25 protein-coding genes, 4 tRNA genes and 1 rRNA gene are annotated in these 23,248 nt (G+C 32.6%); 21 read left to right on the top strand and 9 right to left on the bottom strand.

What is annotated here, in order from left to right; genetic code table 11:
• The first annotated feature begins 18 nt into the window (after window positions 1-18).
• The 7 genes from rrf (at window position 19) to ACYSNV_RS12155 (ending at window position 6,742) form a co-directional block, all read left to right on the top strand.
• Window positions 19-128, top strand: a 5S ribosomal RNA gene (gene rrf, locus ACYSNV_RS12185).
• Between the two features lie 326 nt (window positions 129-454).
• Entirely contained in the window at window positions 455-922 is a 468-nt protein-coding gene (locus ACYSNV_RS12180) for an Lrp/AsnC family transcriptional regulator (RefSeq protein WP_461762814.1), read from the top strand.
• A 26-nt stretch (window positions 923-948) separates the two neighbouring features.
• Window positions 949-1,962 carry an EamA family transporter gene (locus tag ACYSNV_RS12175; protein ID WP_461762813.1) on the top strand — a complete coding sequence of 338 codons (1,014 nt, stop codon included), beginning with the start codon at window positions 949-951 and terminating at the stop codon, window positions 1,960-1,962.
• A gap of 270 nt (window positions 1,963-2,232) precedes the next feature.
• Window positions 2,233-3,987 carry a 30S ribosomal protein S1 gene (rpsA, locus tag ACYSNV_RS12170; RefSeq protein ID WP_461762812.1) on the top strand — a complete coding sequence of 585 codons (1,755 nt, stop codon included), beginning with the start codon at window positions 2,233-2,235 and terminating at the stop codon, window positions 3,985-3,987.
• Between the two features lie 107 nt (window positions 3,988-4,094).
• Entirely contained in the window at window positions 4,095-4,883 is a 789-nt protein-coding gene (locus ACYSNV_RS12165; RefSeq protein ID WP_461762811.1) for a hypothetical protein, read from the top strand.
• On the top strand, window positions 4,883-5,653 hold the full coding sequence (locus ACYSNV_RS12160) for a hypothetical protein (protein ID WP_461762810.1): 771 nt from the start codon (window positions 4,883-4,885) through the stop codon (window positions 5,651-5,653). The genes ACYSNV_RS12165 and ACYSNV_RS12160 overlap by 1 nt, the downstream gene beginning before the upstream one ends.
• Before the next feature lie 9 nt (window positions 5,654-5,662).
• Window positions 5,663-6,742 (top strand): toxic anion resistance protein, encoded by a 1,080-nt coding sequence (locus tag ACYSNV_RS12155; protein ID WP_461762809.1) that lies wholly within the window; start codon window positions 5,663-5,665, stop codon window positions 6,740-6,742.
• Between the two features lie 109 nt (window positions 6,743-6,851).
• Here the strand turns inward: ACYSNV_RS12155 and pepT are convergent, their stop codons facing one another.
• A complete protein-coding gene (gene pepT, locus ACYSNV_RS12150; protein ID WP_461762808.1) occupies window positions 6,852-8,099 on the bottom strand; it encodes a peptidase T in 1,248 nt (415 codons plus the stop codon).
• Window positions 8,100-8,268: 169 nt separating this feature from the next.
• Between pepT and ACYSNV_RS12145 the strand changes: the two genes are divergently transcribed.
• The 3 genes from ACYSNV_RS12145 to ACYSNV_RS12135 all read left to right on the top strand — a co-directional run bounded on the left by ACYSNV_RS12145 (window position 8,269) and on the right by ACYSNV_RS12135 (window position 10,749).
• Window positions 8,269-9,075 carry an alpha/beta hydrolase family protein gene (locus tag ACYSNV_RS12145; RefSeq protein ID WP_461762807.1) on the top strand — a complete coding sequence of 269 codons (807 nt, stop codon included), beginning with the start codon at window positions 8,269-8,271 and terminating at the stop codon, window positions 9,073-9,075.
• Window positions 9,076-9,161: 86 nt separating this feature from the next.
• Window positions 9,162-9,743 carry a pseudouridine synthase gene (locus tag ACYSNV_RS12140; protein ID WP_461762806.1) on the top strand — a complete coding sequence of 194 codons (582 nt, stop codon included), beginning with the start codon at window positions 9,162-9,164 and terminating at the stop codon, window positions 9,741-9,743.
• Window positions 9,744-9,750: 7 nt separating this feature from the next.
• Complete coding sequence (locus ACYSNV_RS12135; protein WP_461762805.1) at window positions 9,751-10,749, top strand: cation diffusion facilitator family transporter; 999 nt, start codon at window positions 9,751-9,753, stop codon at window positions 10,747-10,749.
• Here the strand turns inward: ACYSNV_RS12135 and ACYSNV_RS12130 are convergent.
• Entirely contained in the window at window positions 10,739-11,527 is a 789-nt protein-coding gene (locus ACYSNV_RS12130) for an ABC transporter ATP-binding protein (RefSeq protein WP_461762804.1), read from the bottom strand. The two genes, ACYSNV_RS12135 and ACYSNV_RS12130, sit on opposite strands and share 11 nt — an antisense overlap.
• Before the next feature lie 149 nt (window positions 11,528-11,676).
• Between ACYSNV_RS12130 and ACYSNV_RS12125 the strand changes: the two genes are divergently transcribed.
• Complete coding sequence (locus tag ACYSNV_RS12125) at window positions 11,677-12,528, top strand: transketolase (RefSeq protein ID WP_461762803.1); 852 nt, start codon at window positions 11,677-11,679, stop codon at window positions 12,526-12,528.
• 21 nt (window positions 12,529-12,549) lie between these two features.
• On the top strand, window positions 12,550-13,509 hold the full coding sequence (locus ACYSNV_RS12120; RefSeq protein WP_461762802.1) for a transketolase family protein: 960 nt from the start codon (window positions 12,550-12,552) through the stop codon (window positions 13,507-13,509).
• Window positions 13,510-13,580: 71 nt separating this feature from the next.
• Here the strand turns inward: ACYSNV_RS12120 and ACYSNV_RS12115 are convergent, their stop codons facing one another.
• From ACYSNV_RS12115 to ACYSNV_RS12105, 3 genes are all read right to left on the bottom strand, one after another.
• A complete protein-coding gene (locus tag ACYSNV_RS12115; protein WP_461762801.1) occupies window positions 13,581-14,129 on the bottom strand; it encodes a chromate transporter in 549 nt (182 codons plus the stop codon).
• Entirely contained in the window at window positions 14,126-14,653 is a 528-nt protein-coding gene (locus ACYSNV_RS12110; protein WP_461762800.1) for a chromate transporter, read from the bottom strand. The genes ACYSNV_RS12115 and ACYSNV_RS12110 overlap by 4 nt, the downstream gene beginning before the upstream one ends.
• Before the next feature lie 133 nt (window positions 14,654-14,786).
• Entirely contained in the window at window positions 14,787-15,917 is a 1,131-nt protein-coding gene (locus tag ACYSNV_RS12105) for a hypothetical protein (protein ID WP_461762799.1), read from the bottom strand.
• Between the two features lie 79 nt (window positions 15,918-15,996).
• On the opposite strand from ACYSNV_RS12105, the gene ACYSNV_RS12100 reads away from it, so the two are divergent.
• From ACYSNV_RS12100 to ACYSNV_RS12090, 3 genes are read left to right on the top strand one after another with little or no spacing between them, the layout of a single operon-like run.
• Window positions 15,997-16,401, top strand: coding sequence for an RNA-binding S4 domain-containing protein (locus tag ACYSNV_RS12100; protein ID WP_461762798.1), 405 nt, complete (start codon window positions 15,997-15,999; stop codon window positions 16,399-16,401).
• A 5-nt stretch (window positions 16,402-16,406) separates the two neighbouring features.
• Entirely contained in the window at window positions 16,407-16,991 is a 585-nt protein-coding gene (locus tag ACYSNV_RS12095; protein ID WP_461762797.1) for a class I SAM-dependent methyltransferase, read from the top strand.
• Window positions 16,984-17,481: a phosphoribosyltransferase domain-containing protein gene (locus ACYSNV_RS12090; RefSeq protein WP_461762796.1), complete on the top strand. Its 498-nt coding sequence runs from the start codon at window positions 16,984-16,986 to the stop codon at window positions 17,479-17,481. The genes ACYSNV_RS12095 and ACYSNV_RS12090 overlap by 8 nt, the downstream gene beginning before the upstream one ends.
• Here ACYSNV_RS12090 and ACYSNV_RS12085 read toward each other — a convergent pair.
• Complete coding sequence (locus tag ACYSNV_RS12085; protein ID WP_461762795.1) at window positions 17,478-17,996, bottom strand: shikimate kinase; 519 nt, start codon at window positions 17,994-17,996, stop codon at window positions 17,478-17,480. The genes ACYSNV_RS12090 and ACYSNV_RS12085 overlap by 4 nt on opposite strands.
• A 128-nt stretch (window positions 17,997-18,124) precedes the next feature.
• On the opposite strand from ACYSNV_RS12085, the gene ACYSNV_RS12080 reads away from it, so the two are divergent.
• The 3 genes from ACYSNV_RS12080 (at window position 18,125) to ACYSNV_RS12070 (ending at window position 18,497) form a co-directional block, all read left to right on the top strand.
• Window positions 18,125-18,197: transfer RNA gene (locus ACYSNV_RS12080), tRNA-Lys, on the top strand.
• A 77-nt stretch (window positions 18,198-18,274) separates the two neighbouring features.
• A tRNA-Lys gene (locus ACYSNV_RS12075) sits at window positions 18,275-18,347 on the top strand.
• A 77-nt stretch (window positions 18,348-18,424) separates the two neighbouring features.
• A tRNA-Lys gene (locus ACYSNV_RS12070) sits at window positions 18,425-18,497 on the top strand.
• A 271-nt stretch (window positions 18,498-18,768) separates the two neighbouring features.
• Here ACYSNV_RS12070 and ACYSNV_RS12065 read toward each other — a convergent pair.
• The 3 genes from ACYSNV_RS12065 to ACYSNV_RS12055 form a co-directional block, all read right to left on the bottom strand.
• Window positions 18,769-18,850: transfer RNA gene (locus ACYSNV_RS12065), tRNA-Leu, on the bottom strand.
• 113 nt (window positions 18,851-18,963) lie between these two features.
• Window positions 18,964-19,149: a hypothetical protein gene (locus tag ACYSNV_RS12060; RefSeq protein ID WP_461762794.1), complete on the bottom strand. Its 186-nt coding sequence runs from the start codon at window positions 19,147-19,149 to the stop codon at window positions 18,964-18,966.
• Window positions 19,150-19,888: 739 nt separating this feature from the next.
• On the bottom strand, window positions 19,889-20,401 hold the full coding sequence (locus ACYSNV_RS12055; protein WP_461762793.1) for a DUF4252 domain-containing protein: 513 nt from the start codon (window positions 20,399-20,401) through the stop codon (window positions 19,889-19,891).
• Between the two features lie 381 nt (window positions 20,402-20,782).
• Between ACYSNV_RS12055 and ACYSNV_RS12050 the strand changes: the two genes are divergently transcribed.
• The 3 genes from ACYSNV_RS12050 to ACYSNV_RS12040 all read left to right on the top strand — a co-directional run.
• Window positions 20,783-21,940 (top strand): ABC transporter substrate-binding protein, encoded by a 1,158-nt coding sequence (locus ACYSNV_RS12050; RefSeq protein ID WP_461762792.1) that lies wholly within the window; start codon window positions 20,783-20,785, stop codon window positions 21,938-21,940.
• Entirely contained in the window at window positions 21,933-22,949 is a 1,017-nt protein-coding gene (locus tag ACYSNV_RS12045; RefSeq protein ID WP_461762791.1) for an iron chelate uptake ABC transporter family permease subunit, read from the top strand. Before ACYSNV_RS12050 ends, ACYSNV_RS12045 begins: the two co-directional genes overlap by 8 nt.
• A 130-nt stretch (window positions 22,950-23,079) precedes the next feature.
• Window positions 23,080-23,248 (top strand): transposase (locus ACYSNV_RS12040; protein ID WP_461761064.1); only part of this gene is annotated, 169 nt, incomplete at its 3' end.

Here is a 23,248-nt window from a genome sequence, read left to right as displayed (position 1 = left end):
AAGTGATGACAACCGATTTAGGGTGGTTATTGCAGCGGGGCTCACCTCTTCCCATTTCGAACAGAGAAGTTAAGCCCGCTTGCGCAGATGGTACTGCTAACCAGTGGGAGAGTATGACACCGCCCTTCTTTTTTAAGAATCCTCAACAGAAATGTTGGGGATTTTTTTTTGGCTTAAACTTAAATTATTGACAAAGATTCTTTTTTATTATTTTAAGATTTTTGGAATTTGACTTTATAGGTTTATCTAGAGTATAGCTAGAAGTAGCAAAAAAATGAAGTTTACCATATTTAAATGAGTTATAGTTAATTATATCTGTTTTTATATACGGAAAAGATAGTTAAAGAGTATATAGTTCAGAATTATTATATGTATGCGAAATTTAATTCTTTATTATTATTTAATTTCCGAATTTAATTCTTTTTGATTATCTTTGCACTCTGAAAAAACAGCAATGGAATATAATTTAGATGAAATCGATTTAAAAATCCTTCGAATGATGCAGGATAATGCTAAAATTAATAACTCTGAATTGGCTCGGGAAGTAGGAATGGCCCCTTCTGCAGTATTAGAGAGGGTAAAGAAGTTAGAGCAAAAGGAGGTTATCTTAGAGTATAATGCGAAGATTAATCCCAAGGCTATAGACCAGAAAATGTTATCATTTATTTTTATTAAAGTGGATGAGATTATTGGTGATGAGTTAACAGGTAGGTTATTGGCAGAGATTCCCGAAGTTCTTGAAGTTCATGATATAGCTGGAGATGATGGTTACATGGTTAAAGTGCGCACAACCGATTCATTGGCTTTGGTGCATTTAATGAGAAATTCTTTGTCGCGAATACACGGAATTATTTCCACAAGAACTATTATAGTGTTACAGACAGTTAAAGAAGATAATAAGTTAATTATACCTCAAAAATAGATTACAGTTTTAAAAATTAGATATTTATGAAAGCAGTTGCTAATAAAAGCGCTAATACTTCCACGGTGGTTATGGCATACTTAGTTGTGTATTTTGTGTGGGGATCTACTTTCTTTTTTATACATAAGGCTCTTAGTGATTTTACTCCTTTTGTTTTGGGGTCTTTACGATTTATGGCCGCTAGCGGTATACTATTCCTTTTTTGTAGATTAAAAGGGTTTAAATTGTTTAATAAAGCTGTTGTTAAACAAGCATGTATAACTGGTTTTTTGTTATTGTTTTTAGACATGGGGGCCCTGATTTGGGCAGAGCAATATGTTTCAAGTGGGATAGCAGCTATCATGGCGGCGGCGGCGGCATTATGGTTTATTATTTTAGATAAGCCACAATGGAAAAATAACTTCTCTAGTTTGCCAATAGTAGTTGGTCTAGTTTTGGGTTTTATTGGGGTGATAATGTTATTTGCTGAACAAATTACCATTGCAGGGGATCAAAGCCAAAGAATTTTAAATATATTCTGTATGGTGTTATTGATACTAGGCTCTATCGCTTGGACCGCTGGTTCACTTTTTTCTAAGTATTCCAAAGATAAGAATATGGACAAGGGGGAGGATTTACATGTGATGGTTAAAACAGCTTGGCAGATGTTAACCGCAGGAGTTTTATTTTGTGCAGTTGCAAGTTTAAATGGTGAATTCAGTAATTTTTATATTGCAGAAGTTACTAGTTCTGGGTGGTTCTCATTAGGTTATTTAATAACTTTTGGATCTATTTTAGCATTTGGATCTTATATTTGGTTAATTCAAAATCGTCCTGTTACTGAAGTTAGTACCTATGCATATGTTAATCCTGTGGTGGCTGTTGCATTGAGTTACTTTTTTACTGATGATATAATCACTAGCTTACAAATTGGTGGATTATGTATTGTTTTGTTAAGTGTGGCTATGATGAATTGGAATCTTTATAGTAGTAGTAAATTTTTCAAGAATTTGTTTGGCAAACAAACCAAGAAGGATGAGCAACCTAAAATTACAACTTAAGTAATTAAAATTTTTCTTTTTAAATATTATTATTATTTCCCCCTGCCATGGCAGGGGGTTTCTTTTTTTGTAATGATTTTGCTATTAAAGAGTTAAGATTTAAAATCATGTAAATATATTGTGTAGTAATAAAATTTGTCGTACTTTTGCCCAACTTTTAGATCAACTAGGTTTCCTAAGAGTAATTAATTTTATACGTAAAATCCTTCTGTTTGTTTGTAATTGATTTAAGAGGCTTACCTAACAACAGAATACAAATTTTAATCAGCTATGTCTGAAAACATTAAAACACAAGAGGAGTTTTTAAACGAATTTAACTGGGATAACTACGAAAACGGTATTGATGCTGTTGACGAAAGTCAATTAAAAGAGTTTGAAAACTTAGTAGACAAAACGTTTATTTCTACAGATGACGAGGAAGTTGTTGAGGGAGTTGTTGTTAGAATTACTGACAGAGATGCGATTGTAGATATCAACGCGAAGTCTGAAGGTGTTATTTCATTAAACGAATTCCGTTACAATCCAAATTTACAAGTAGGTGATAAAGTAGAAGTATTAATCGACGTTAGAGAAGATAAATACGGACAATTAGTTTTATCTCATAGAAAAGCTCGTACTATCAAAGCTTGGGATAGAGTTATTGCAGCTCATGAAACTGGAGAAATTGTTAATGGTTTCGTGAAATGTAGAACTAAAGGTGGTATGATCGTTGACGTATTTGGAATCGAAGCATTCTTACCAGGTTCTCAAATTGATGTTAAACCTATTCGTGACTATGATCAATATGTGAATAAAACAATGGAGTTCAAAGTAGTTAAAATTAACCACGAATTCAAAAACGTTGTTGTATCACACAAAGCTCTTATTGAAGCTGATATCGAAGTTCAGAAAAAAGAGATTATCGGTCAATTACAAAAAGGACAAGTGTTAGAAGGTGTTGTTAAAAACATTACTTCTTACGGTGTATTTATTGACTTAGGAGGTGTTGATGGATTAATCCACATTACTGACTTATCTTGGTCAAGAATTAATCACCCTAGCGAAGTTCTTGAATTAGATCAAAAATTAAACGTTGTAATCTTAGATTTCGATGACGAAAAAACAAGAATCCAATTAGGTTTAAAACAACTTTTCGCTCACCCATGGGATGCTTTAGATGGAAACTTAAATGTTGGTGATAAAGTAAAAGGAAAAGTAGTAGTTTTAGCTGACTATGGTGCATTTATTGAAGTTGCTGAAGGAGTTGAAGGATTAATTCACGTATCTGAAATGTCTTGGTCTACTCACTTAAGATCTGCACAAGATTTTGTTAAAGTAGGAGACGAAGTAGAAGCAGTTATCTTAACTCTTGATAGAGATGAGAGAAAAATGTCTTTAGGAATCAAACAATTATCTCAAGACCCTTGGACTGACATTACAGCTAAATACCCTGTAGGTTCTAAACATGTTGGTATTGTACGTAACTTTACAAACTTTGGTGTATTTGTAGAATTAGAAGAAGGAATTGATGGATTAATTTACATCTCTGACTTATCTTGGACTAAGAAAATTAAGCACCCATCTGAGTTTGTAAACGTAGGAGATAAATTAGATGTAGTTGTTTTAGAGTTAGACGTTGAAGGTCGTAAATTATCTTTAGGACATAAACAAACTACAGCTAACCCTTGGGATAAATACGAAGCAGCTTACGCTGTAGGTACTGTTCACCAAGGAGAAATTTCTGAGTTAGTAGACAAAGGTGCTACTGTAGTTTTCGAAGATGATGTTGTTGCGTTTATTCCTACACGTCACTTAGAAAAAGAAGATGGAAAGAAATTGAAAAAAGGAGAATCTACTGAATTTAAAATCATTGAATTTAACAAAGAATTTAAAAGAGTAGTTGCTTCTCACACTGCAATTTTCCGTGAGGAAGAAGAGAAAAATGTTAAAACTCAAGAAGCGACTTCTGCAGCGACAGAAAAAACGACTTTAGGAGATATTGATGCTCTTGCAGAATTAAAAGAAAGAATGGAAAAAGGTAAATAATCTTTTTTATTCATATTGAATTAAGCCCTGATGTAAATCAGGGCTTTTTTTGTTTTTACTTTTATTGTTTTTAGTATCTTTAGGAAGTAATTTATATAAATTTATTAATGGGTTGGTTTACTTATCGCTCCAAATCTTGGGAGGTTAAAAACGCTTTATTGTTACTCGGTATAGTAGGCGGTACCAGTTTATTATCACTAGGGGTATTAACTCCGTTAGCGATTCAAATTTTTGGTTCAGTGGTTAGTATGACTAAATGGACTAAGCAATCTTTGTACATCGCGATTTTTTATTTTCTTTTTTTGTTTCTGGCTTTATTTATTCTTTTAGCCAATAGTCAGGCCTCCTATGTAATTGCGTTTTGTTTTATTAGTTTTTATGTTTATACAGTTTATATTTCATTTCATATAGGGGAATATTTACAACGTTTAGATTTAAAAAATTATATGGAGTTAGAAAAGAACGTATCTTATAGCTACTACCAGGTTTATCAGCAGTTAAATGTTGGTAGTTTACAAGCTTCTAGTCAAGATAGTTTTATTGCAGGTTTAAATATTTATAAAAAGCAGATAGATGATCGTCTTTTATTAAAGGATATAGAAGAATTAGAAAGACTCTGCGCAATAATTGTGTCTAACTCTAATGATAGCGAGCTTTTTTTTGCTAGACATAGTGCGTCTATTTTAGGTATTCTACAACAGTATATTGAATTAAATAATAGTTATTTAAAAAACGACCAAACCAACGCATTGGTCAGTAATTTAAAGCAAGTAATCTCAAATGCTAAAACTGCTTTTGAGAACGAAATAACTAATATGGTGGAGAGGCAAGTTTTACAAGTTGATGCTGAATCTCAAGTATATGTGTCACTTTTAAAAGCAAAAGGATTGTTATAATGGGATGGTTCACAAAACAAACTACAAAATGGGAGCTTAAACAAAGTTGGTTAAGTATTTTAGGCATTTGTATTCCTATAGGTATACCTTTTATATCTATGATATATATGGGAATACGTGCGAAAATAAAACCTTTACTATATGCAGGTTTTTTATACGCTGTAGTATTTAGTATTATTGTTTTAATGTACATTTTTATTTGGATAGGACTGCCAAATAATTTAGGGCTTATTTTAGTACTTATATTAAATTACTTGTTAGGACCTATTGTAATAAGTATTTATTTACAACGTTTTTTAACAAGAGTGGATTTAAGTAGTATAATACATTTAAAATGGTCTGAACAATATGATTACATAGACTTTATGCGTCGCAAGGAGATTTCCGAGGTGTTATCTGTTGCTAGTTTTGTAACAAGTCTACAAAATTGGCAGGAAATCATTAATAATCAACAGGTAAAAAAATGCATAGAAAACATGATTGGTTTGACAAAAGAAATCACCCACAATAACAAACATGTCAGTAATTTGTTTATAGAAAGACACGCTTATTCTATTGAAAATATATTACAGCAGTATATGCAAATTGAACGAGCTAAGATAAAGAACCAAATTATGGTTACCGCTGAAGAAAAATTACGAAATACAATTATCTTGGCGAGTAAAGCTTTTGAGGAAGAATTAAAAAATCAACGTAATTTTCGTAATTTTGAGATTCAAGTCCAAGCCGATACTTATATGAACGATTTAAAAAATAAAGGATTATTATAGCTATATACTATGGAAAAAGATATTCAAGAATTAACCCATAACCAGGCAATGGAGCCTGAGATTAAAGTAGATTTTACTCCCGCAGAGTTACAGCAAATACAGAATTTTAAAAATAGTATCAATCTTGATAATACTACGGAAGTAATACAATACGGTGCGGCTAGTCAAGTTAAAGCAAGTGCTTTTGCTAGTGAAATATTAAAGCATGTACAAACTAAGGATTTGGGAGAGACAACAGAAGTTCTTGTGGGCCTAAAGCAGGATGTTAAGTCTTTTGAGGGGATTGCCAATAAAAAAAGTTTATTTCCTTTTTTTGATACGTTAAAAAAGAAAATAGCTCGTTTACAGACTCAATACACTAAAGTTGAGGATAATATTAATGCTGTAGAAGTACAGTTAGAACGTCATTATAAATTAATGATGAAAGATGTGGCTATGTTTGATAAGCTTTTTGAGGAAAATAAGAACTATTTCAAAGAGTTATCTTTATATATAGAAGCTGGAGATCAGAAATTACTAGAGCTACGTGAGTCTACATTGCCTAAAATGTACGCAGTGGTTGAGAACTCAAATGATCAAGCTAAGATTCAAGAATACAAGGATTTTGAACAAAAGGTTGTAAGATTCGAACGTAAGATTCACGATCTTAAATTAACACGAATGGTTATACTTCAGTCTTCACCTCAAATTAGAATGGTACAAAATAATAGCTTGATGTTGATGGAAAAGTTGCAGAGTAGTATCGTAAATACCTTACCATTATGGAAAAATCAGATGGTTTTAACCTTGGGGTTAGCTCGATCTTCTCAGGCCTTAGGAGCGCAGCAAGCTGTAAATGATGCTACTAATCAACTTTTGTCTAAGAACAGCGAGTTACTGAAAGATTCAACCATTAAGATTGCTAAAGAAACAGAAAGAGGAATCGTTGATATTGAAACTATTAAAAAAGTTAATGCGGATATTATAAGTACTATTGAAGAGATAGTAAAGATACAACAAGAGGGTAAGGAAAAACGTCAAGCAGCAGAAATAGAACTCAAAGAAGCCGAACAAGACTTGAAAAAACATCTTTTAGCAAATCCAAAATAAATGGTAGCAAAACAGATTCAAAAGATACCAAGTTCAAGGAGAAACTAAAATAAAAAAAATGTCCCCAATGGCCTTTCGCTATTGGGGACATTATTATTTACTGGATTTATTAAAGATCTTTTCTTTGTGCGGTTAATTCAGCAATTTTCACAATAACTTGTGTGGCTTTTACCATACTTTGTACTGGTACGTACTCATATTTCCCATGAAAATTGTGCCCTCCCGCAAAGATATTAGGACAAGGTAAGCCCATATAAGATAATTGAGAACCATCGGTACCTCCACGAATTGCCTTAATTAAAGGTTTTATGTCCAATTCTTTCATTGCTTGTTCAGCAATATCAACAATAAATTTAACCGGTTCAACTTTTTCTCGCATGTTAAAATACTGGTCTCCCATTTCTAAGTGTGCGATTGGTCCTGCAAATTTTTCGTTATATTTCTTGTTGAATTTTTTTACTAATTTTTTGATAGTTTTCTTTCTTTGTTTGTATAGATGTAAATCATGATCTCGTATAATTAGAGAAACTTCTGATTTTTCAATACTCCCATTCATGCTATTTACATGGAAGAAACCTTCATATCCAGTTGTTTTTTCAGGTACCTCGGATTTAGGTAATGATGAAATAAATTTATTTGCAAGTAAAATAGAGTTGATCATTTTGCCTTTAGCGTACCCAGGGTGTACACTTTTTCCAGAGAAAGTTACTTTTGCATAACCAGCATTGAAATTTTCGTATTCTAACTCTCCAATTTGACTTCCATCCATTGTGTAAGCCCACTTGGCACCAAATTTTTCAACATCAAACTTATGTGCTCCACGACCTATTTCTTCATCAGGAGTAAAACCAATTCGAATTTTACCATGTTTGATTTGTGGATTTTGGATCAGATATTCCATCGCCGTTACAATCTCTGTAATACCAGCCTTGTCATCTGCTCCTAAAAGAGTTGTACCATCGGTGGTGATAAGGGTCTGTCCTTTATATTGTAGTAAATCCTGGAAATAAGAAGGTGATAAAACAATATTTTCTTCTTTGTTTAAAATGATATCACCTCCATCATAATTTTCAATAACTTGTGGTTTAATATTGGCTCCTGAAAAATCAGGAGATGTATCAAAGTGCGCTATAAAACCAATAGTAGGTACTGGATAATCTACATTACTTGGTAAGGTAGCCATAATATAAGCGTGGTTATCTATGGTAACATCCTCAAGTCCAATTTGTTTTAATTCCTCTACTAGTTGATTTGCTAAATCCCATTGCTTTTCCGTACTAGGACAGCTTGTAGAAGAGGGATCAGATTCTGTGTCAACAGTTACATAACTGATGAAACGATCAATGATATGTTGCATAATATATTGTTTTAATATCTAACAAAAATAATAAATTATTGTGGTAAAAATAGGTATATTCTAGCTTAATTGTGTAGGTGTGTTCTTGAGTACAAAAAACGTGTGTATGAATTTTATTTTTTCAAGTAATGCCATTTAGTTCTATATTTGATAATAAATTTTTTTTCAAATGCGTATTGTTATAATTTTTCTATTTTTTTTTAATGTAGCATTAGCCGTTGATCCTGATAAAAAGTATGTAGATCATCCAATGAATTCGGATATTCAAGTGGAGTCTGTTGAAATAATTACTCCTGATGATTATCGTTTAAAGTCTTGGATTTGTTTTCCTAAACCTAATGCAGATATTCACCGTGTTTTAATCTTAGCCTATGGAGATACAGGAAATATGTCGTATTGGATACGTCAAGTATTAGAAATGGTAAACAAAGGATATACCATAGTAATGTTTGATTATAGAGGGTTTGGGGAAAGTACGGATTTTGAATTAAAAAAGGATCAGTTGTACTACGATGAATTTACTACTGATTTAGTTAGTGTTATTAAGTATACAAAGCAGCGATTTATGCAGCCTGTTGGAGTTTGGGCCTTATCTATGGGAACTATTTCAGCTACCCTGGCATATCAACAAGAGAACTTTCAATATTTAATTGCTGAAGGATTTGTGGCTGACCCTAATGCTGTGGTAGATGTTATTGAAAAGCATCTTGATAAGAAATATTCTGTTCCAAGTAGTGCTAAAGAGTATGATAAAGCACTTTCTAGATTGAGTTTGCCGATTTTATACTTTACAGGTGATCGCGATGGATTAACTCCTCCTAATGACAGTTATAGAGCTAAGTTTTTAAATGATAAGAGTCAAGTAGTGTTGTTTAAAGGTGGTCATCTACAAGGATTTCAAGCGCTTTCATTAGAGTATCATGGGCAAAGATATGTAGAGCATATTAATGGATTTTGTGATAGTTTGTTCTTATAAGCTTTTTTGAGATAATAATAAGAAAACTTCAAGTGTTTTTACAAGGCTATTATATACCTTTGCTGACAATGCATAAAACACAAGAATTGAAAAAAACAAGTACGGACCGCCACTTTATTCTTTATAAGCCTCATGGTTATATTAGTCAATTCATTTACGAAAAAAAGCGTAATAAGAAAAAATTAGGAGAACTGTATCCATTTCCTGAGGCAACAATGGCTATAGGTAGATTGGATGAGAATTCAGAGGGATTATTATTACTAACAACAAATGGGATGGTTAGTGAAAGAGTTCGTAGCTCTAGCTTTGAGAAGGAATACTATGTGCAAGTGGATGGAGATATCACTTTTCAGGCAATCCAAGAATTACAAAAAGGTGTCACTATTGGAATTAAGGGACAATCTTATCTTACCAAGTCATGCGAGGTAGAAAGAATAGTAGATTTACCACATTGGGTAAAGCCCGGTAGACGAGTACGAGATTCTAGGCATGGACCAACTAGCTGGATTCGCATTGTACTTACAGAAGGAAAATTTAGGCAGGTAAGAAAAATGACAGCGAAGGTTGGATTTCCAACTTTACGATTAATTCGCGTTAGAGTAGGAGATATACATTTGAACGACTTAGATGTAGGACAAGTTATCGAGGTCGAAACATTTTTTAGATAAATTATCAATGAGTACAGTTGCAAAAGAAAATTATAGATTTCAAAAGCTAGTAACTATAATCGGTATAGTTTTATTAGCCATAAAGATGTTTGCTTGGCATTTAACAAATTCAGTAGCTATTTTAACCGATGCCCTAGAGAGCATTATTAATGTAGTTAGTGGCTTTGTAGGTCTGTATAGTTTGTATTTATCATCCTTACCAGCTGATAAAAATCACCCTTATGGCCATGGGAAAGTAGAGTTTATTTCTGCTACTGTTGAAGGTGGGTTAATTATGATGGCTGGAATTGTTATTATTTGGGAAGCTGGGAAGAATTTTTTCCATCCACAACCTATTGGGAAATTAGATTATGGAATACTTCTTATTGCCTTTAGTGCTATTGTTAATTTTGTTGTTGGACGATATGCAATTATTAAAGGGAAAAAGAATAAATCTTTAGCTTTAGTGGCAAGTGGTAGGCATTTGCAATCGGATACTTATTCTACTTTGGGGATAATACTAGGTCTGATTTTACTTTATTTTACTAAACTGCACTGGTTGGATTCGGCTGTTGCTTTTTTATTTGCCATCATAATAATGGTGACTGGTTATAGAATTGTACGTGGTGCCATCTCTGGAATTATGGATGAGAGTGATGAAATGTTGTTAAAAGATGTAGTTGAATATTTACAAGCTAATCGCCAAGAGAATTGGATAGATTTACATAATTTACGAATTATAAAATATGGAACTGTTCTACATTTTGATTGTCATATGACGATTCCTTGGTATTTTAATATAGCTCAAGGACATAAAGAAGTAGAAGCATTAGAATCGGAGATACAAGAGAAATTTGGGACAGACCTAGAATTATTTGTCCATATGGATGATTGCAAGAGTTTTTCTTGTGAAATATGTGCAAAAACCGATTGTGCTTTTAGAAGAGCACCTTTTGAAAAGCAAGTAAAATGGACAATTGATAACATTGCTACTAATAAAAGGCATGACTTGAAAACTAAGGCCTAAAGACGAATCGTTTTTCCTTTGGAATAAAAGATATATTATTTTGTGTGAAAAAATCATCAAATACCTGTTGAGCTATTAAATTGTCAATGGTATCTTGCTTACAGTAATTTGGTTTTAAAACGATTGCTTGATCACTTAATTGTAAAGCTAGATCCATATCATGAGAAGAAAACAGGATCGCTTTGTTTTCATTTAAAGCTAAATTTTTTAATAGGGAAAATAAAGTAGCCTTATGATGAAAGTCTAAGTGATTAGATGGTTCATCTAATATGATTACGGCTGTATCCTGAGCAATTGCTCTGGCAATTAAAACTCTTTGTAATTGTCCATCACTTAAATTGTGGATATCTTTTTGAAGTAGTTCTTGAATATTTGTATAAGTTATAGCCTTATCAATTGCTAGTTTATCCGCATTAGTAAGCTTTGCCTTCCAGGATAAGTAAGGAGTTCTACCGATTTGCACTAGTTCATGTACCTTGAGATTATCCAATGGAATCTTTTCGGTTAACACCACACTTATTATTTTTGAAAGCTCTAAGCTATTATATTGCTCAATGAATTGATCTTTGAGAGTAATAGTTCCTTGTAATGCTTTGATTTGACCTATTAAGGTTTTAATTAGCGTTGACTTTCCTACTCCATTTACCCCCAATAAACAAGTAAGCTGACCTTGATTTAATTGAATGTTTATATTGCTTTGTATAGCCTTTAGTTTGTTTTTTGATGTTTTAGGGTATCCAATAGTTAGATTTTGTGTACGTAAAATTGGAGAAGTCATAAGTGAAAATAATTAAAGCTATCTGTATAAAGGAACTTGACAAATATAACAATAAAACCTGTATTGGTTTTTTATTGGAGTTATAATGCTAAAAATTAAGGCAAATAAACCCTATATTTGTAGTGAAAATAATTCTATTATTAAACATAATGAAACCGAACACACAACAATTAACAGAGTTAACTACTCAGGTAAGAAGAGATATTCTTAGAATGGTACATGCGGTGAATTCAGGACACCCTGGTGGATCCCTTGGATGTGCAGAGTTCTTAGTAACACTGTATCAAAATTTAATGGACAGAAAACAAGGATTTGAAATGGATGGAAATCAGGAAGATATCTTCTTTTTATCCAATGGACATATTTCTCCGGTTTTTTATAGTGTTCTAGCAAGAAGTGGCTATTTTCCAGTTTCGGAATTAGCGACATTTAGAAAAATTAATACAAGATTACAAGGACACCCAACTACTCATGATCATTTACCTGGAGTACGTATGGCATCGGGATCTTTGGGTCAGGGTTTATCCGTAGCAATCGGAGCTGCTCAAGCAAAAAAATTAAATAATGATCCTCATTTGGTATATGTACTTCTAGGGGATGGTGAATTGCAAGAGGGACAAAATTGGGAAGCTATTATGTACGCTTCGGCAAAAAAGGTTGATAATTTAATTGCGACAGTTGACCTTAACGGTAAACAGATTGATGGCCCAACCGATAAGGTTTTAGATTTAGGATCTATCCAAGCTAAATTCGAGGCTTTTGGTTGGGATGTATTGAATATAGAAAAGGGTAATGATATAGAAGCAATTTTAGAAGGATATCAAAAGGCTAAATCAAAAGTAGGTAATGCTAAACCTATTTGTGTGTTATTACATACAGAGATGGGTAATGGTGTGGATTTTATGATGGGAACCCATGCATGGCATGGTAAAGCTCCAAGTGATGCACAATTGGAGGAAGCTTTATCTCAAAATCCAGAAACTACTTTTGGAGATTACTAATTCTATAAAATTGACTCAAAAATGAAAAAATATACAAATACAGGAAGTAAGGATACACGCTCAGGATTCGGTGCAGGTTTAGCAGAATTAGGACGTACTAATGAGAACGTAGTTGCACTTTGTGCGGATTTAATTGGTTCATTGAAAATGGATGAATTTATTAAAGAAAATCCAGAACGTTTTTTCCAAATCGGGATAGCAGAAGCTAATATGATTGGAATAGCTGCAGGTTTAACTATTGGAGGAAAAATTCCTTTTACTGGGACTTTTGCCAATTTTTCTACTGGACGAGTGTACGATCAAATACGTCAATCAGTAGCATATTCAGAGAAAAATGTTAAAATTTGTGCATCTCATGCAGGTTTAACCCTTGGAGAAGACGGTGCTACACACCAAATACTTGAGGATATAGGATTGATGAAAATGCTTCCAGGAATGACTGTTATTAATACATGTGATTACAATCAAACAAAAGCTGCCACTTTAGCAATTGCTGATTTCCAAGGGCCGGTATATTTGCGATTTGGTAGACCGGTGGTACCTAACTTTACTCCAGCTGATCAAAAGTTTGAAATAGGAAAGGCACTTTTATTAAATCAGGGAAATGATGTTACTATTATTGCAACAGGGCACTTAGTTTGGGAAGCTCTACAGGCTGCTGAACAACTTGCAGCTAAGGGAATTTCAGCCGAGGTTATCAATATCCATACAATTAAGCCTTTAGATGAACAGGCGATTTTGAAATCAGTAGCAAAAACTGGCTGCGTGGTAACTGCCGAAGAGCATAACTTTTTAGGTGGTTTAGGAGAAAGTGTTGCTCGCGTACTTTCACTTAATAACCCGTTACCACAAGAATTTGTGGCAGTAGAAGATACATTTGGTGAATCGGGGACCCCTGAGCAGTTAATGGATAAATATGGCTTAAATGCAGCAGCAATTGTTGTAAAAGCTCAAACGGCTATTGCACGTAAGAATAAATAAATATAAGACGAGTTAATTGTCTTTTTTAAAGGTTCTTCAGATACGCTCTGAGGAACCTTTTTTTATTTATTTTAATAAACTATAATGCCCAATACAGATATGATAAAAATTACTTTAACCGGATGTAATTTGTATTTAACACTAAGGATCAAAGTTAGCAAGAAAAAAAGTATACTACTGTAGTCTATGAAGTTGTTAGGAGTCATTAAATTATAAGCAGCAAAACTTATTAATGCCAAGCTAAGAGGACCTATAATTTGTAAAATAGTTTGGACATAGGTATTGGTCTTATAGCGAATAAGCCAGTAAGAGATAAATAATATCAGGGTAAAAGCTGGTAGACACACAGCTATGGTACATATTAATCCTGCAAAAAAACAAATAATTGGAGGATAACCAGCTTGTTGTACGGCCTTAAAACCCACATAAGTAGCGGAGTTAATCCCTATCGGACCTGGCGTGGTTTGAGAAATGGCGATTAAATCAATAAACTCTTCGGAGCTAATCCATTTGTTTTTTTCAACAACTTCCTGTTGGATTAAAGATAGCATTGCATATCCACCTCCAAAGCCAAATAATCCAATTTTAAAAAACACCCATATAAGTTGTAAGAAGATCATTTTTTTAAGTTTATTGAGTATATAAATGCCATAAGAATACCTATACATATAATCCAAAGAGGAGAAACAGATAAAAATATCATAGCCACTAGTGCTAAAATAGGAAAAATGGCTTTTTTAAAGGTTAAATTGTTACTTTTTGCTATTGAAAACATGGGGGATACAATTAAAGCAACCGCCGCAGGTCTTAAGGCTGTAAAGGCTTTGTCTACATAGATGTTTTCTTGAAACTGCTCGAAGAAACTTGCAATACAAGTAATAATAATTAGCGGCGCAATTATAGTGCCTAAAGCAGCAGAAATAGCACCTTTACTACCGGCTATTTTGTAGCCTGTTAAAGCTGCAATATTTGTTGCAAATACCCCGGGAAGTGACTCAGAGATTGTAATTAGTTGGTAAAAATCGTCTTTATCTAGGCCATAATCATTTATAAATTCTTTTTCAATTAAGGGAATCACAGCATGCCCTCCTCCAATGGTGAATATACCGATTTTGGAAAATTTTATAAAAAGATTAAAAATCATAGTAACTATCTGTTTTCAACTTATTATTTAGTTTTAAATATAAAATTATATATCTGTCTCTTCTCAGACCACTTACCAAGACGTAAAAAGCCAGTAACACTGGTTACTGGCTTATATATGATCAACAAATATTTTAATCTTGTGTTTCTTGTAATTGTTCCCAAACCCAAATACCATCTTCGTTTATATAAGGTCGGCATGATTTATCCAGGTAATTGAATTTATCGGAACAAATCTTCAGCCTTGGGTCATCGTATGAGTAGTGTTTGATAATACCAAATTCGTCATAGTATTGCAACTCAATTCTTGTAGGAACTCCATCATCATCATCATCGACATTTAAAAAATTTGGAGTAAGTTCATGACCTGATGTAGAATAAGAGAAGTAATCTTCTAAAGTTAATTCAGTACCAATTTTACTTGGCTCTACCTCATATTTGGAAGGTATACCGTCTAAATCATGGTCTCTTTCTAAAGTGTTAATAACTGTTAGATCAACAATGGCTGGTTCATAAGATTTAATTTTAACACTATTGCTTTGGTTAAATAAATAAAGACCAGAAGGAATGAATCCGATAATTCGCCCAGCCGATCCTGGATCATAAGTTATCCCATTACTACCCATTTGAAGGTTTGTAGCGGTTTTTACAAATTGTAATAACTGTCTCTCACCTGATGTTAGTTGAGCAATTCTTTGGCCTCCAACTTGGTATTCGGAAATTGATTCCGGATACGAAAAGAAACTACCTTGAATCGGATTAGAAACTACTTCGTTTTTTAAACTAGTTACTGCAACCTTTGTATATACTGAATCAATTACATGTGGAGTAACACCTTGACCTTGATTTAATGTTAAATAATATACCGTATAATCAACTTCATCCTTACTCGGGGTATATTCTAAGCGCGTTATTTTATTTTCGTAGGTTCCCGTGTAGTAGTTATAAACTCTTGTGCTAATTGTATTTACCAAGTATTTATCATTTTTAAGGACAACACTCTTTAATCTAGGGTCATCTTTAATTACACGCTGTCCATTGTATTTTGGACTAGTTATACTATCAAATGTAATACTTCCATCTGCGTTTTCAATCATGTAGTTATTACTTAGGTAGTCTAATATAGCACCTTTGTTTTCATCATACACTTCCTTGGTATCTCTAATAACGACAACTTCACCACCAGCTCCGCCATCGTCACTTTTACAATTTGTAAGCATTAAGCTCACACAAAAGAGACCTAAAGCAGCAAATATTCTATTCATTTTTGATTCATTTTAGTAGTGCAAGATACAATTTTACTTTATTTTTGTGTACTTTGTTTGTAAAAATTAATATTTAATTATGCGTATTGATAAATTTTTGTGGTGTGTCCGTTATTACAAGACACGAAACTTAGCCACTGAGGCTTGTAAAAAAGGGCATGTTACGGTTAATGGACAGCAGGTCAAGGCATCGAAAGAGGTTTTTGCCAAGGATAAAGTTACACTTCGTAAGGATCAAATAGTCTATCAGTTAACTGTATTGGATATACCTTTAAATAGAGTAGGCGCAAAATTAGTGGATATTTACCGAGCTGATAACACCCCAGCCGAGGCCTTTGAACATATTGAGATGCTACGATTGGCCCAAAGTCACTATCGTGCCAATGGAACAGGACGGCCAACTAAAAAAGATCTTCGAGAAATTAATGATTTTTTAGATTTTGATCAAGATATCGATTTGGAAAATCAGTTAGATAAGGATTAAAGGGTATGGATAGTAATTATTGGGAGGCTCGTTACTTAGATAAAACGGCTTTTTGGGATGCCAAAGCCATAACAACACCTTTAAAGCAATACATAGATCAATTAACAGATAAAACAATACGAATTTTAATTCCTGGGTTAGGACATGGATATGAATTATTATATTTGTACAGTCAAGGTTTTACCAATGTAACAGGATTAGATTTAACCAATCAGGGAGTACTTCAAACCAGTGAGCTATACGAGGATTTTCCTTTGGAAAAGGTCGAAATAGGTGATTTTTTTGCTCATGTTGGAGAGTATGATCTTATTTTAGAGCAAACTTTTTTTTGTTCTTTACCTGTTTGTAAAAGAGAAGCATATGTGTGTAAAATCAATGATTTACTCAGTGATAAGGGGAAATTAGTAGGTGTTTTATTTGATTGTGAATTTAACAATGAGCAACCTCCTTTTGGTGGAAATAAAGAACTTTATAAATCTTTATTTTATCCTACTTTACATATTAAAACAATGCAAAGGGCTTATAATTCGATCAAACCCAGAGCAGATAGAGAATTATTTATTATTATAGAAAAACAACAACATGGCTAAGAATATTATTTTAAACAAAGAACAAATAGATTTTAAAATTAAAAGAATTGCTTACCAAATCTATGAAACTTTTTTTGATGAGAAACAAATCGTGATAGCGGGAATTGCTAATAGTGGTTTTGTTTTTGCTCAAAAAATAGCAGAGGCTCTAACGCAGATTTCTGACATAGAGGTAAAACTATGTGAGGTACGAATTGATAAACAAAATCCAATTAAACCAATTGAAACTTCTTTGTCAAGTAAAGAATACCAAGACCAGAGTATTGTTTTAGTAGATGATGTTCTAAATTCTGGGGCTACCTTGATTTATGGAGTAAAACACTTCTTAGAGGTTCCTATTAAGAAATTGAAAACGGCAGTATTAGTAGATCGAAATCATAAAAAATATCCCGTTAAAGCGGACTTTAAGGGGATATCTTTATCGACATCTTTATTAGAGCATATTCAAGTAGTGTTTGAACAAGATCAGCAATATGCTTATTTAAGTTAATTAGATAAGTCGATGATTTCTTGAACAATTTGTGAGATTGTTTTGTTGTCTATATCAAGGATTTTTTTTGCTTGGTAATAAAAGTAACTACGATCAAATAAATGTTTAGCTATAAAAGTTTCAAGAGTATCTTCATTGTGATTATAAATAAGTGGACGATGCTCTTTTTCTTTTTCTAGCCTATTGGCAAGTGTTTGTATGCTTGCCTTTAAATATATGGAGCAAACATCATCTCTTTGTAAAGATTCGTGATTGTTGGCATAGCAAGGAGTACCCCCTCCTAAGCTTATTATCATTGGGGTTTGCTTTTCAAGTAAATTATTAAGGGTGATGTGTTCTAGTTTTCTAAAGTATATTTCACCTTTTTCTTGAAAAATTTTTGAAATAGTAGTTTGGTATTGTTTTTCGATTTGTTGATCAAGATCAAAAAAGGGTAAATTTAATTGTTCTGCAAGTTTTACTCCTATGGTAGATTTGCCTGAGCCCATATAGCCAACAAGGACGATTTTTTTCATAAAATAAGGTATTGTTATTTAGAGAGTTAGAATGTGTGCTGAAATTTATTGCAAAAATAAAACAAATTTGTCGTGGTTTTATAAAAAAACGTCCTATATTTGCACCCGCAATTAGGAATTGAAATAACGACTCGATAGCTCAGTTGGTAGAGCACAACACTTTTAATGTTGGGGTCCTGGGTTCGAGCCCCAGTCGGGTCACAAAAATCCTTTTTCTAAGGTTTCTTTTTAACTAATAAAAGAAAGTTTGTCATTACACAAACTATAAAAAAAGTAACGACTCGATAGCTCAGTTGGTAGAGCACAACACTTTTAATGTTGGGGTCCTGGGTTCGAGCCCCAGTCGGGTCACAAAAATCCTTTTTCTAAGGTTTCTTTTTAACTAATAAAAGAAAGTTTGTCATTACACAAACTATAAAAAAAGTAACGACTCGATAGCTCAGTTGGTAGAGCACAACACTTTTAATGTTGGGGTCCTGGGTTCGAGCCCCAGTCGGGTCACAAAAAAGCCTTACAGTAATATGTAAGGCTTTTTTTATTATTTGCAATTCCATCAAATAATGCTATCTTTTTTTTAGAAGTTTACAGTAGTAGATTAAAAATGTTTTGATTTAAGTTCTTTAAAGTTATGTTTGAAAACAATCGAATACTGTGTTTAAGTACTCCAATTAAACTTTATTGGTATAATTTAATTTGAATTAAGTTAATTAAACATACCCCAAAAAATATGTGGTTTTTTGGGGTATGTTTAGGATAAAAGCTTTTTAATGTGTGACTGCGATCAGATTCGAACTGACACGTCTTGCGACACCACCCCCTCAAGATGGCGAGTCTACCAATTCCTCCACGCAGCCAATACCGGTAGTTTATAAACTAGCAATATAATAGTTGCGCAAAATTAGCAGATATATTTAAATATGCAATATCTGAGCTTTAATTTATTTTATAAATAAAATTTTTTCAGAAATTACTCTTTTGGTAAGGTGTCTTGTGATTCTTCAATATTGTTTTTCTGGGTATCCTGATGAGAGGTTTTACCACTACTTATAAAAAGCAATAGTGCTACCACTAATATAACACAAACCAGTACGAAGATAATTATCATTAAAGTTCCGTTACCAAAATTGTACAAAGGAATGTTGTTTAAAGCCATAATAGAAATAATTTAGTTAATTAGCACTAATTTATAACATTAAATTAATTAAATTTATGATAAATGTTAGTCTAATAGGTGAAAATTAGTCTTAAAAGGGTGTTTTCTAGATTCGTTAAACTATCTCTGGTATGACATAGGTATTGTTCAAAACAAAATAAAGGATATTTACCTTGGAAGACATATAATTTGTTATTAACCTTCAACTAGTGTTTCTAGGCTATTTTTTCGTAGCTATAGGTAAATAGAGATAAGTATTTAATATCCTATTATTAGGATAAAATAAAAAATACACTTAATTGACAAGACTGATTTATTAACGCAGTTTAATAAAATCTTGATAAATGTGTATTGTAAGGCATGGATAGTTTGAAAAGCACCTTTTCTAAGGTTAAAGTATCTAAGATTCTTTGACTCCTTCTAACTTGTTGATTTGTTCGAAAAAAAATTAGGTTTAACTGATTGCTGGAAAATAGATTTTAAAAAAAATAAAAATTAACTAGTTAATTAGCCTTGTGTTTTTTTTTATTTAAATCTAAATTAAGCATAAAAGCTGTGAGTTTGCTTTTAAGTGTTGATTTTTAAAAAACCTTTGCAATCAATATAAAACTATGGCTATAAGGTAGTGTTTTTTGGTTTTTAGAATAAAAACTCAATCAAAAGGATATAGTAGGGTTCTTGCATTTTAGAAGATAAGCTAACAGCAAGTGTTATCTAGGTAATAATGCTACTAATTTTTTTATAAAAATTCTTTAATAGGGAGGTCCATTTTTTTTGCTACAGCATTAATTTCTTGTAAACTTAAGTGTCCTTCTACAATAAATATTATATGTTCTTTCCCCTTTGTAGATTCATGGAATGAAAGAAAGTTGTTTAGATCTTTTTCAGTCCCGTTATTATTAATGTAGATTGTTATAGTCGCCTCAGGTGTATTTTTAGAAGCATGTTGTTTTAATTTTTTACTACCAACGTATTGGTTAATAGCAAGGAGCATTTGGTCTTTCACTTTAGGCTGTGTGGTTGTGTATACTCTAAGTGAATTTATTTTCTTTATAGCATCAAAATAATCTTTTTCTGTAGAATTGTTAGGGTCTATTTTTACGTTTGACATCATATCAAACATTTTTTTATTCACTACAATGCTGTTTACTTGTTTGTTGGATTCGAATTTTGTAAACTCATCGGATTGTGCTAAACTGATTTGTACAGTAGTTAATAGCAAAATTGCAGTATAGATAATTATTTTTCTCATAAGATGTAACAGTTTTTAATTAAAACAGGTATAAGTAATATAAATCATTACAGATAAATTGTTTTAGATTAGGATACTTCTTGTTTGGTGAATCTTTTTTTCTGGGTTTATTTTGATTTCTTAGAAAACTTTTTATTAATAATCTCACAAAAATAGCATGGCATTACTGGTGAAATTTTTGGTTTCAAAAAAATCGATCATTTATAGTTTTATATATTGTTTAATAAATTAAATCATAGGCTAAGGTAAATGTAGTGAGTTTTTTGATATAATACTATAAAGTTGCTTTTATTAAGGAAATCGAATTTTATAAAGTCTTATTACTTTTTGTGATTTCTGTAAACAATAAGTGTTATTTTTGTTTGCAAACCTATTATAATTATGAAGTCTTTTTATTACTTATTTATTAGCCTTGTCGTTTTTTTAAGTGCTAGTTCATGTCAAGAGAAATCAAATTTATCAGTCCAAGAGGAACTAAGACAAGCCAGGGCAAAAAATGAGATATTATTTGCCAAAGGATTTTCTTTAGAAAATTATGATTCATATTCCATTGTTAGGGTTAAAACTCCATGGCAGGATGCTAAAGAAAATTTTGTATATATCTTACATAAAAAAGATGCTACTTTACCTGATAGTTTAAAAAATTACACAAAGATACAGGTGCCGGTTACCACTGTGGTTGCTACCTCTACCACACATTTACCAGCCATAGAATTGTTGCAGCAAACCACTACATTAAAAGGGTTTCCTGGGTTGGATTATATATCTTCGTTGAACTTTCGAAGTTTAATAGAAAAAAATGAAATAGTAGAACTCGGACAAAATGAAAGTATCAATACAGAGCAATTGTTAGATATTGATCCAAATGTTGTAATTGCTTTTGCTATGGATGGAGGTAATCGCGTATTGCAAAATATTGCCCAAAGTGGTATACCAGTTTTATACAATGGAGATTGGGTAGAACAAAGTGCTTTGGGTAAAGCGGAATGGATTAAGCTTTTTGGTGCTTTATATGATAAGCAGCAAAAGGCTACTACTTTGTTTAATCAAATTGTAACGGATTATAATCAGGTTTTGCAAAAATTAAAGCATGTAAAGGATTTACCAACAGTATTAAGTGGTAGTATGTATCAAGATGTTTGGTATTTACCCCAAGGACAAAGTTGGGCGGCGCAGTATTTTAAAGATGCTAAAAGTAATTATTTATGGGCTAATACTTTAGGTACTGGTAGCGATGCTTTGAGTTTTGAGGCAGTTTTTGATAAAGGTAAGGATGCTGAGTTTTGGATCAACCCAGGTCATTATACATCATTAAAGCAAATGCAGCATGATAATGCACATTATGCAAACTTTAGTGCTTTCAAAAATCAAAAAGTGTATTCTTTTTCTTTAACCACAGGTGCAACAGGGGGTGTTGTTTTTTATGAGTTAGGTTTGGCTCGTCCAGACATTGTGTTGAAAGATTTAGCAAGTATTTTCCATCCGGAGCTTTTCCCAGGTTATACCCCTATATTTTACAAACAGCTTCCAAATGAATAGAAGGTTAGTCATTATCTTACTTATTGCAATTTTAGTTTCTGTCTTTATTGGTAATATCTCATTTGGCAGTGTCTCTATTCCTTTTAAAAGTATTTTACAGCTTATCTTTAGTGACCTGCCTATTAAATCTTCCTGGGAATATATTATTATTAATTATAGATTACCAAAGGCTATAGTTGCTGTACTTGTAGGGATTTGCCTTGGAGTAAGTGGGCTTTTGATGCAAACTTTGTTTAGAAATCCGGTAGCTGAACCATATATTTTAGGAATTAGCTCTGGAGCTAGTTTGGGAGTCGCCATTTTGTTTTTGGCTAGTTCTACTTTACCCTTATCTTTACTGACTTTGGTTACATCGAGTTATGGGGTAGCAATAGTTTCGGTTTTAGGTAGCTCGGTTTTGTTATTTATGATCTTATTAGTGAGTCAACGGGCAGCAAACACGGTCACTATCTTAATAGTAGGTTTGATGTTTGGAAGTTTTACAAGTGCGTTTATTAGTATTTTAAGCTATTTTAGCTCGGCTGAAGATTTAAAAAGATTTAGTTTTTGGTCAATGGGAAGTTTAGGTAACTTAGATTACCCAAGTATTGTTTTTTTTAGTATTATAACTTTAATAGGGTTTTTATGGAGTTTTGCTTTAGTTAGAAACCTAGATGCTTTATTGCTCGGGGATAATTATGCAAGTTCCATGGGAGTGCGGGTGAAATTTGTACGCAATCAAATTATTCTTATAACCGCTTTGCTTGCAGGGGTTTGTACAGCCTTTGTAGGGCCAATAGCTTTTATTGGTTTAGCCGTTCCCCATCTTAGTAGACTTATCTTTAGAACAAGTAGTCATAAAACCTTAATTTTCACAAGCGCTTTATTGGGAGCCATTCTTCTTTTAATATGTGATTCATTGAGTCAAGTTAAGGGGCAGAGTTTTATTTTGCCTATTAATGCTATTACTTCTGTATTTGGTGCCCCTATTGTAATTTGGCTTTTGTTGGGAAGTAGATCAAAATATTGATTTTTATAATATGTTTTTTTGCAGAAAATAGGGTGTTTGAAAAAAAAATGGTTTGCACCAATATGATAATTGCTGTTTTTTTTAAAGATTTGTCACGTCCTGAAATAACGATACACAAAAAACAATCGTTATGACAAATCCTTATGTAAAGCGTACTCAGAAAGATTATACGTTAAGTTTCAAGCTCCAGGTTGTTCAAGAAATAGAACAAGGGCAGTTAAGTTTAGCTCAAGCTAAAACTAAATATGGTATTCAAGGCGACCAAACAGTTAAAAATTGGTTGAAAAAATTTGGTAACT

The organism is Myroides sp. LJL119 (genome assembly GCF_054871605.1).
The sequence above is the reverse complement of the archived record's forward strand: the minus strand, read 5'-3'. Positions and strand labels throughout refer to the sequence as shown.

Bases quoted from the DNA above. Each gene is read 5' to 3' on its own strand.
- ACYSNV_RS12180 (WP_461762814.1), top strand. From the start codon at position 455: ATGGAATATAATTTAGATGAAATCGATTTAAAAATCCTTCGAATGATG.
- ACYSNV_RS12175 (WP_461762813.1), top strand. From the start codon at position 949: ATGAAAGCAGTTGCTAATAAAAGCGCTAATACTTCCACGGTGGTTATG.
- rpsA (WP_461762812.1), top strand. From the start codon at position 2,233: ATGTCTGAAAACATTAAAACACAAGAGGAGTTTTTAAACGAATTTAAC.
- ACYSNV_RS12165 (WP_461762811.1), top strand. From the start codon at position 4,095: ATGGGTTGGTTTACTTATCGCTCCAAATCTTGGGAGGTTAAAAACGCT.
- ACYSNV_RS12160 (WP_461762810.1), top strand. From the start codon at position 4,883: ATGGGATGGTTCACAAAACAAACTACAAAATGGGAGCTTAAACAAAGT.
- ACYSNV_RS12155 (WP_461762809.1), top strand. From the start codon at position 5,663: ATGGAAAAAGATATTCAAGAATTAACCCATAACCAGGCAATGGAGCCT.
- pepT (WP_461762808.1), bottom strand. From the start codon at position 8,099: ATGCAACATATCATTGATCGTTTCATCAGTTATGTAACTGTTGACACA.
- ACYSNV_RS12145 (WP_461762807.1), top strand. From the start codon at position 8,269: ATGCGTATTGTTATAATTTTTCTATTTTTTTTTAATGTAGCATTAGCC.
- ACYSNV_RS12135 (WP_461762805.1), top strand. From the start codon at position 9,751: ATGAGTACAGTTGCAAAAGAAAATTATAGATTTCAAAAGCTAGTAACT.
- ACYSNV_RS12130 (WP_461762804.1), bottom strand. From the start codon at position 11,527: ATGACTTCTCCAATTTTACGTACACAAAATCTAACTATTGGATACCCT.
- ACYSNV_RS12125 (WP_461762803.1), top strand. From the start codon at position 11,677: ATGAAACCGAACACACAACAATTAACAGAGTTAACTACTCAGGTAAGA.
- ACYSNV_RS12120 (WP_461762802.1), top strand. From the start codon at position 12,550: ATGAAAAAATATACAAATACAGGAAGTAAGGATACACGCTCAGGATTC.
- ACYSNV_RS12115 (WP_461762801.1), bottom strand. From the start codon at position 14,129: ATGATCTTCTTACAACTTATATGGGTGTTTTTTAAAATTGGATTATTT.
- ACYSNV_RS12110 (WP_461762800.1), bottom strand. From the start codon at position 14,653: ATGATTTTTAATCTTTTTATAAAATTTTCCAAAATCGGTATATTCACC.
- ACYSNV_RS12105 (WP_461762799.1), bottom strand. From the start codon at position 15,917: ATGAATAGAATATTTGCTGCTTTAGGTCTCTTTTGTGTGAGCTTAATG.
- ACYSNV_RS12100 (WP_461762798.1), top strand. From the start codon at position 15,997: ATGCGTATTGATAAATTTTTGTGGTGTGTCCGTTATTACAAGACACGA.
- ACYSNV_RS12095 (WP_461762797.1), top strand. From the start codon at position 16,407: ATGGATAGTAATTATTGGGAGGCTCGTTACTTAGATAAAACGGCTTTT.
- ACYSNV_RS12090 (WP_461762796.1), top strand. From the start codon at position 16,984: ATGGCTAAGAATATTATTTTAAACAAAGAACAAATAGATTTTAAAATT.
- ACYSNV_RS12085 (WP_461762795.1), bottom strand. From the start codon at position 17,996: ATGAAAAAAATCGTCCTTGTTGGCTATATGGGCTCAGGCAAATCTACC.
- ACYSNV_RS12060 (WP_461762794.1), bottom strand. From the start codon at position 19,149: ATGGCTTTAAACAACATTCCTTTGTACAATTTTGGTAACGGAACTTTA.
- ACYSNV_RS12055 (WP_461762793.1), bottom strand. From the start codon at position 20,401: ATGAGAAAAATAATTATCTATACTGCAATTTTGCTATTAACTACTGTA.
- ACYSNV_RS12050 (WP_461762792.1), top strand. From the start codon at position 20,783: ATGAAGTCTTTTTATTACTTATTTATTAGCCTTGTCGTTTTTTTAAGT.
- ACYSNV_RS12045 (WP_461762791.1), top strand. From the start codon at position 21,933: ATGAATAGAAGGTTAGTCATTATCTTACTTATTGCAATTTTAGTTTCT.